The following is a 7,917-nucleotide window of genomic DNA, read 5'->3' on the forward strand; positions in this document are numbered from 1 at the left end:
GTTCCTGGATTATCCGGAACGGTGATACGAAGGAGAGGGCGCAGACATGGCGGAGACATCGGTCGGGGCGCGACTCGTCGCCGAGTTCGATCGGATGGTCCGCCGGGACGGTGGCGAGGTCACCCTCCTGGCGGAGGACGGTGCGGTGATCCGCGTCGGCTACCGGCCCGGCAGCGCGGGCCCCGACTGCCGGGACGACGTCTGCATCCTGCCGCAGGACGAGCTGCGGCAGCTCATGGCCGAGACGCTGCGCCGGCGCAACCCCGAAAAGGAGCTCGTGGTGGAGGTTCTGGCATGAACACGCGGCTGACCATCGTCAATCCGGTCGCGACGCCGAGGTCACGCGCCGACGGCGACCGGTTCCCTCCGGCGCCGCGGCCGGCCACGCTGGACGGGGCGACCGTGGTGCTGTACTGGAACGGCAAGCAGAACGGCCTGGACGCGCTCGCGCGGGCCCGGGAGCTCATCGACGCCCGCTTCACCGGGGTGACGTTCGTCGAGATGACGGGGGCGCTCGGCGGCACGACCCGCTACCTGTCCGAGGAGCAGCTCGACCTGATCGAGCGGCGGGCCGACGCCGTGGTCGCCACCACGGCCGACTGCGGCAGCTGCTGCTCCTGGCTCGTGCGCGATCTGTGCGAGGTGGAGCGCCGGGGCGTCCCCGCGATCGGCTACACCGCGGAGATCTTCACCGAGGACGCCCGCTTCAGCGCCCAGACCTTCGGTGTGCCCGAGGCGTGCCCGGTGATCGTCCCCGAGTGCTTCTCGAACAGGACGACCGACGAGATCCGCGCCATGGTCGACGACTCCTTCGAGGAGGTGGTCGCCTGCCTGACGACCGACCGCACCGTCTACGACGTGCTGCCCGAGTTCGACTCGATGGTCCTCGAGGGCGCCCCGGAACTCCATTACGACGGCGCGGACCTGCTCGACGCCTTCGACGAGATGCAGCGCCGGTTCGTGGTCAACGGCTGGAGCGACGGAATGCCGCTGATGCCCCCGACCCGGCGCAAGGTCGACGCGATGGTGGAGGCGTCCGGACTCGACGGCGACCACGTGATCGGCGACTTCGCGCCCGGATTCGGCATCGGCACGGTGGAGAAGGTCGCGGCGAACGCGGTCATGGCCGGGTGCCGTCCGGAGACGATGCCGGTGATCCTCGCCATGATGGAGTGCATCCTCGATCCGTCCATCGGGCTGCGCACCTGGGCGATGTCGACCGGGCCGCAGGCGCCTCTCGTGCTGGTCTCCGGCCCGATCGCCGACGAGATCGGGATGAACCGGGGGATCTGCGCGCTCGGCCCCGGTTCCGTCTCGGCGGTCAACGTCGCCATCGGCCGGGCGCTGCGCCTCATCATGATGAACGTGGGGCTGTCCTATCCGGGCATCACCGACATGGACACGATCGGCACCCCGATGAAGTTCTCCGCGTGCGTGGCCGAGAACGAGGAGGCCACGCCCTGGGACCCCTGGCGGGTCCAGCAGGGCTTCGCCCCGGAGCAGTCGACGGTGACCGTGAACGTGCCGTACGGAATGACGGAGTTCTTCGACTTCCAGAACTCCGACCCCGAGCGGCTCATCGAGAGCTGGTCGACGCTCACCAGCCACGCGGTCGGCACGCCGGCGGCAGGCGCGTGGCTGATCAAGCAGGACGCGCCCCTGTCCGCCGGCTATCCCTTCCACGGCACGTTCTCCAACATGCTGCTGATGGCGCCCGACCACGCCGCGGCCTTCGCGGCGGCAGGCTGGACGCCAGAGCGCATCAGGGAGGCGATCCACCGGCGCACCAAGCTGCCGTTCCGCCAGCTGATGCTGAACCAGTCGATGGACGCCTTCGAGACCTCACACCCGGAGCTGCGGTGGCTGCTCGACGCCCCGGACACGATGGTCACGGTCAACCCGTCGGCGGAGTGCTTCGAGTTCTTCGTGGTCGGCGCCAAGGCGGGGCGCAGCCAGTTCTGCTTCGGGGGCACCAACTCGGTGACCAAACCGGTCGTCGTCCCCTGACAAGCGCGGGCGCGGCCATCGGGAGAGCGTTCCCGGTGGCCGCGCCCTGTGCCGTCAACGGCTGGAGCCGTAGTCCAGGTTGTCGAGCAGCTCGGTGCTCACCGTGTGGTTCTTGGTCGACTCCAGGCTCGATCGCCGCGTGGCGGACAGGTGGGCGCTGGCCAGCCTGACGGCCGCCGCGCTGTCACCGGCCTCGATGGCGTCGACGATCTTCTCGTGGTCGCGCAGCGCCGCGCGCAGCGACTTGCGCGCCACCGGGGAGTCGGGGGCGGCCTGCTCGTTCAGGGACGCCTCCAGCCACACCGTGGACTCGTGGGCGGTCCAGATCGTCTCGAGGGAACCGATGATGACGATCATCGTCTCGTTGCCGCAGGTCTCGACGATCTTCTCGTGGAACCGCCGGGCCTTCATGGCGTACTGCTTCGGGTCGTCGAGGACCTCGTGCTGCTCGGCGATCACCTGGCGCAGCTCCGGCACGGTCGTCTCGGCGCGGTCCGGCCGCTCGGCGCACAGCGCGACACAGGTGGGCTCGAGGTGCAGCAGGGCGCCGCTCACGTCGGCCATCGTGGTCCGCCGGGTCTGCAGCACCATGCTGATGGTGCGGGCGATGCGCTGGGGTGTGGGCAGGTGTACGACGGCGCCTCCGACGTTGCCTCGCCGTACCGAGACGAGACCTTCGGTCTCCAGGATGCGCATCGCCTCGCGCACCGCGGGCAGGCTGACCCGGAACTCGGTGAACAGATGCTCCTGGCGAGGGAGGCTGTCACCCTCTGTCAGCCGACCTTCCAAGATGTCGTCGCGTAGCTTGGCGGCGACGATCTCGGCGAGACGCGGCTGTCGTAGTTGCCGCACGGGACTCCTCCCCAATCAGGATTACGGACCGGCGATGTCAAGATCTAGCTGATCACGCCGTCAATCATACAATCATTAGAGCTATAGCTTAGCGTTTCGAGGACGGGAAAGTCGCGGTGGGAACCGGCTTCCCCGGTCGATGATTCCGTACGCCCCGGGCCGGCGTCGGCGTGTGTCCAAGATCTGTCAATCATTACTATGATAGTAGGGTTGCGGGTCTGTCCGGGGAGACGGGAGCGGGAGCGGAGTTCTCCGGGAGACGTGTGGTCGCACCGAAGGCGGCGGGAAAACGATCAGGAGAGCCGATGGAGAGTGATCACGTGACCGAGTGCCCGGCGCCCGCCGACGCGGGCGGCGAGCAGGACGGTTCCGGCCGAGGAGCGGGCCAGGACCCGGTCGAGGCGCCCTGGCCGCGCGGCGGCCTCGTCCCGGGCCCGGCGGGATCGTCGTTCGAGGTGCCGGTGGGCCCCGAGCTCTGCGGCCCGAACGGCCGGCTCTTCGGCGGCTGGGGTCTCGGGATGCTCGCCGACGCGGTCCGGCGGTCGACCGGACGGCGGCTGGCCGATCTCTCCGTGAGCTACCTGCGGCCGGTCGAGGCGGGCAGCCGGCTCGGCGTGCACTGTGAGCCGCTCGCCGAGGGGAGGTCGCTGGGCCACTACCGGGTGACCGCGACGGACCGGGGCCGGCCGGCCTTCGTCGGGGCCGCGGTGGCCGGCCCGGCGGCGGGACAGGTCCGCTGGGGCGCCGATCCGCCCCGGCCGCCGGCTCCGCAGGACTGTCCGGAACGCACCTACCGGGCGGGGCCCGGCACCGGGACCTCCGTGCTGCTCGACGTCCGTGAGGCGGGGGAGCGCCCCGGCGCCGGGGCGGCCGCCTCGGCGCTGCTGTGGGCGCGGCTGCGGTGTGCCGCGCCCGACGAGGTGCGGCTGGCCGTGGTCAGCGACCATGTGCCGTACCTGCTGCTCCGGGCCTTTCCCGGACTGGCCGGGGCGATCACGGTCAGCGCGTCGCTGCGCCTGCTGGGCGGGCCCGTGGCCGAGTGGATCCTGCTCGACGTGAGCCTGGTGGCCAGCGCCGAGCGCATGGCCGTGGGCCGGGTCGTCATGTGGTCGGGCGGGACCACGCTCGCCGGCGTCGCCGGGCAGACCGCGCGGCTGATACCGGGCTGACCCGGCGGCCGCCCGAGTCCGCCGATTCCTTTCAATGCAATGATTGACATTTAGTGGAAAACGGCCGGTGCGGGAGGCCCCGCGCCGAGGGCCGAGTGGAGGTCAGCCATCAACGACAAGATCTACATCCACGAGTTCATCGAGATCACCGGGCCCAACCGGGGCCGGTACATGCAGCACATGACCGCCAACTGGAGTCCGATCGCGCAGGAGGAGCGCAACCAGCTCTGCTACGGGGTGTGGGGGATCGTCGGCTCGACCGCGTGGTGGCCGGGCGTGGTGAACATCTGGGAGGAGGACGGATTCGCCGGGCTGGCGTCGTCGTTCCGGCACGAACTGGGCCACCCCGACCTGCAGGACCCCAAGCTCGCCGCCTGGTGGGCCGCGGCCGCCGACATGCGCTCCGGCGGCATCGACCGGCTGCTCCTGCCGGCGCCGTGGACCCGCACGATCGAGGAGCTGTGCGCCGACGGCGTACGCGGCGAGCTGTACGCGCACGAGCAGGTCAAGGTGGCGCCCGGCGGGGCGGCCGGTTTCCTGGAGCTGGTCCGCGCGGAGGCCGTGCCGTACTACGCGCGGTTCGGCTGGGAGCCGGTGGGCGCGTGGCGCACCGCGCTCGGCGACGACTCGGAGTGCTTCCTGCTCTGGGCGGTGCCCACGTACGAACAGTGGGCCGAGTTCGAGACGGCCTATGACGCCGACCCGGCGGACGGCGGATGGAAGTCCCGCCTGCGGGCGTCTGTCACGTCGTTCGACCGGATGCTGCTGGTCGACGCCCCGCTGTCCCCGATGCGGATCGGCCGTCAGCCCAGCCGGGCCGACCGAGGCGAGGACTGGCCGGAATAGCGGCGGACGGCGCCGACCGGCCGGCCCGGCGTACGGGCCGGCCGGTCGTGGGGGTCAGGTCGCGACCACGAGCGCGTCGACCGCCACCACGCCGCTGCCGCGCGGGCGCACCAGCAGCGGGTTGACGTCCAGCTCCGCGATCGCGTCGCCGACCTCCAGGGCCAGCGTCTGGAGCCGCATCACCGCGTCGACGACCGCGTCGAGGTCGCCCGCCGGCCGGCCGCGTACGCCGCCGAGCACGGTCATCGCCCGGGTCTCCCCGATCATGCGCAGCGCCTCGGCCCGGGAGAACGGCGGCACCCGGAACGACACATCGCGCATGACCTCCGTGAACACCCCGCCCAGCCCGAACGTGATGGTCGGGCCGAAGGGCGGCTGGTGGCTGACCCCGAGGATCAGCTCGGCCACGGCGTCGGTGATCTGGGGCTGGACCACCACGCCCGCGTGCCGCACCCCCGCCGCCGCACAGGCGGTGTCGATGCGGGCGCAGGCGTCGCGCACCTGGTCGGGGCCGCCGAGCCCGACGTGCACCAGCCCGAGGTCGGACTTGTGGGCGAGGCCGTCGGCGAGCGCCTTGACCACGACCGGGTAGCCGAAACGCTCCGCCGCCTCGACCGCTTCGTCCGCCGAGGCGGCCACGGCCTCCGCCACCACCGGGATGTCGTACTCCCGCAGCAGCCGTTTGGCGGCGACCTCGTCCAGCACGGCGCCCCGGGGTCCGGCGGCGAGCCGGTCGCGCACCGCCGCGGCGGCCGGGGACGGCGTACGCGGCGCGTCCTCGAACGGGCTGCGGTAGTCGCGGTGCGCCGCCCAGAAGTCCGCCATCGCCCGGATGCCGCGTACGGCCGTGCGGAACGAGTGGAAGACCGGGATGCCGGCCTCGCACAGCGCCCGGTGGTCGGCGTCGCGGATCGGCGACGTCCAGGCGACCACGATCGGCTTGCCGCCCCGGGCGTGCAGCGCGATGAGGTCGCGGGTGATCGCGTCGCTCATCCCGGGGAACACCCCGGTGATCGGCGCGAGCAGGACGTCGGTGTTCGCGTCCTCGAGCAGCGCCTCGAGCACCTGGCGCCCCTCGGGCCGGGCCGTCGCGATGCCGCCGGTGTCCACCGGGTTGTCGATGTGCAGGTAGCCCGGCAGCAGGGTGCGCAGCCGTTCGAGCGTGCGCTCCTCCAGCCGGGGCAGCCGGAGGCCGGCCACGCCGAGCAGGTCCGCCACATGCGAGCCCGTACCACCGGACATGACGCACAGCGCCACCCGGTCGCCCGCGAGGGGCGGCGTGCGGCAGAACGCGCCGGAGATCTCGATCGCCTCGTCGATGTCGTCCACCCGGATGACGCCGGACTGGCGGAACACGGCGTCCTGCACCGCGTCTGGGCCGGTGAGGTGCCCGGTGTGCGCCTTGGCCATCGCCTGGCCCTGGCCGGTGCGCCCGACCTTGATGCACACGATCGGCACGCCGGCCTTCATGGCCTCGTCGGCGGCCAGGCGCATGGTGCGGCCGTCGGCGAACCCCTCGATGTACGCGGCGATCGCGCCCACGTCCGGCGACTTCGCGAGGTGCGCGGCGAAGTCGGCGAACTCCAGGTCGGCCTCGTTGCCGAGGGTCGCCCAGGTGTGGATCCCGATGCCGAGCTCCTGGCCCTGCACGATCGGGCGGCCCTGGTTGCCGGACTGGGTCAGCACCACGAGCCTGCGCCCGGGGAGCCCGTCCCGCCACGGCTCGTAGAAGTTGAGGTTCGTGTTCGGACCGATGATCCGCATCGGGCCCCGGGCGACCTCCGCCAGGCGCCGCTGGGCCGCGTCCCCCTCGGCCGTGCCCAGCTCGGCGAAGCCGGCGGCGAAGACGAAGGCGAAGCGCACCCCCTTGGCGACGCAGTCCTCCAGCACGGGCAGGGGGTCGCGGACGAGCAGGATGGCCACGTCGACGTCCTCGGGGATGTCCAGGACGTTACGGAAAGCGGGCACCCCGTCGACGGCGGGCTTGCTGGGGTGGACGGGGTGGACGGCCAGAGCGCCCCGCGCCAGGAGGCGTTCGCGGATCTGCCGCCACTGGGTCCGCTGCGGGCTGCCCTCGGTGTCGGTCGCCCCGATCACCGCGACGACGCGGGGGGCGAACAGGGGATTCCAGTCGATTTCTCGCAGGGCGAGCGGGCGGCCGCCGACGTCGAGTGCGCCGCCTCCGTGGTCGCGTGTGGTCATGCCCCGGAGCCTAGCTCAAAGATTCAATCATGGATAAGATAGATAGAAATACTGTAGCGTGTGGGAGTGCCATGGAGCTCAGTTCGAAAACGGTTCTGGTGGTGGGAGCCGCCCGGCCGCCGGGCATCGGCCGGGCCACGGCGGTACGGCTGGCCAGGGCGGGAGCACGGCTCGTCCTGGCCGACGCGATCACGCCGGCCGGGCGGGACACCGCCGGGACCGGCCGGGCCGACGACGCGGCGCTGCGCGCGGTCGCCGACGAGGTGTCGGCGATCAGCGGGCGCCCGGTCCCGGTGTTCGGCGTCGATCCGACCGATCCGGTGTCCGTCGCGGAACTGGTGACGTCGGCCGTGGCCGAGCTGGGCCGTCTGGACGCCTGCTGCAACCTCGTCGGCGCCACCGGGACCGGCCTGGGCGACGGGCCGCTGGCCGAGGTGGACCCGCTCGCCTGGCGGCGCGGCCTCGACTGGAACCTGACCACGGCCTGGCTGATCGCCCGTGCCTGCGTGCCCGCGCTGACCTCGGCCGGCGGGGGCGCGATCGTGACCCTCTCCTCGTACGCCGGCCTCACCCCGGTCGAGGGCGCCGGAGTGGTGGGCGTGGCACGCGCCGCGGTCAACCACCTCACCGCCGTGCTCGCCCGCGAGCTGGGCCCGCTCGGCATCCGCTGCAACACCGTCTGCCCGCTCGGCGTCGCGGCCGGCGACCCGCGGTTCCCCAACCCGGGCCTGGCCAAGCTGGCCGAGCGGGAGGGGATCTCGCTGGACGAATGGCTCGCCAGGACCATCCCGCTGGGGCGCGGCCAGTCGGCGGACGAGGTGGCGGCGGCCGTCGAGTTCCT

At 72.2% G+C, this 7,917-nt stretch carries 7 protein-coding genes; 5 read left to right on the plus strand and 2 right to left on the minus strand.

Features of this window, described 5'->3' with window-relative positions:
• Window positions 1-46 precede the first annotated feature (46 nt).
• Together AP234_RS13940 and AP234_RS13945 are read left to right on the plus strand one after the other, a co-directional pair.
• Entirely contained in the window at window positions 47-298 is a 252-nt protein-coding gene (locus tag AP234_RS13940) for a hypothetical protein (protein ID WP_055480035.1), read from the plus strand.
• Window positions 295-2,007 carry a UGSC family (seleno)protein gene (locus AP234_RS13945; protein WP_055480036.1) on the plus strand — a complete coding sequence of 571 codons (1,713 nt, stop codon included), beginning with the start codon at window positions 295-297 and terminating at the stop codon, window positions 2,005-2,007. Before AP234_RS13940 ends, AP234_RS13945 begins: the two co-directional genes overlap by 4 nt.
• 54 nt (window positions 2,008-2,061) lie before the next feature.
• On the opposite strand, the gene AP234_RS13950 is transcribed toward AP234_RS13945, so the two are convergent.
• Window positions 2,062-2,859 (minus strand): FCD domain-containing protein, encoded by a 798-nt coding sequence (locus AP234_RS13950; RefSeq protein WP_055480037.1) that lies wholly within the window; start codon window positions 2,857-2,859, stop codon window positions 2,062-2,064.
• Between the two features lie 305 nt (window positions 2,860-3,164).
• On the opposite strand from AP234_RS13950, the gene AP234_RS13955 reads away from it, so the two are divergent.
• Entirely contained in the window at window positions 3,165-4,028 is an 864-nt protein-coding gene (locus AP234_RS13955) for an acyl-CoA thioesterase domain-containing protein (RefSeq protein ID WP_055480038.1), read from the plus strand.
• 180 nt (window positions 4,029-4,208) lie between these two features.
• Window positions 4,209-4,874: an NIPSNAP family protein gene (locus tag AP234_RS13960; RefSeq protein WP_235558161.1), complete on the plus strand. Its 666-nt coding sequence runs from the start codon at window positions 4,209-4,211 to the stop codon at window positions 4,872-4,874.
• 54 nt (window positions 4,875-4,928) lie between these two features.
• Here the strand turns inward: AP234_RS13960 and AP234_RS13965 are convergent, their stop codons facing one another.
• Entirely contained in the window at window positions 4,929-7,076 is a 2,148-nt protein-coding gene (locus tag AP234_RS13965; RefSeq protein ID WP_055480040.1) for an acetate--CoA ligase family protein, read from the minus strand.
• A 71-nt stretch (window positions 7,077-7,147) separates the two neighbouring features.
• On the opposite strand from AP234_RS13965, the gene AP234_RS37230 reads away from it, so the two are divergent.
• The coding region (locus AP234_RS37230; protein ID WP_160330436.1) for an SDR family oxidoreductase at window positions 7,148-7,917 on the plus strand (770 nt) is incomplete at its 3' end.

It is taken from the genome of Sphaerimonospora mesophila, assembly GCF_001417795.1.
Lineage (GTDB): Bacteria > Actinomycetota > Actinomycetes > Streptosporangiales > Streptosporangiaceae > Sphaerimonospora > Sphaerimonospora mesophila.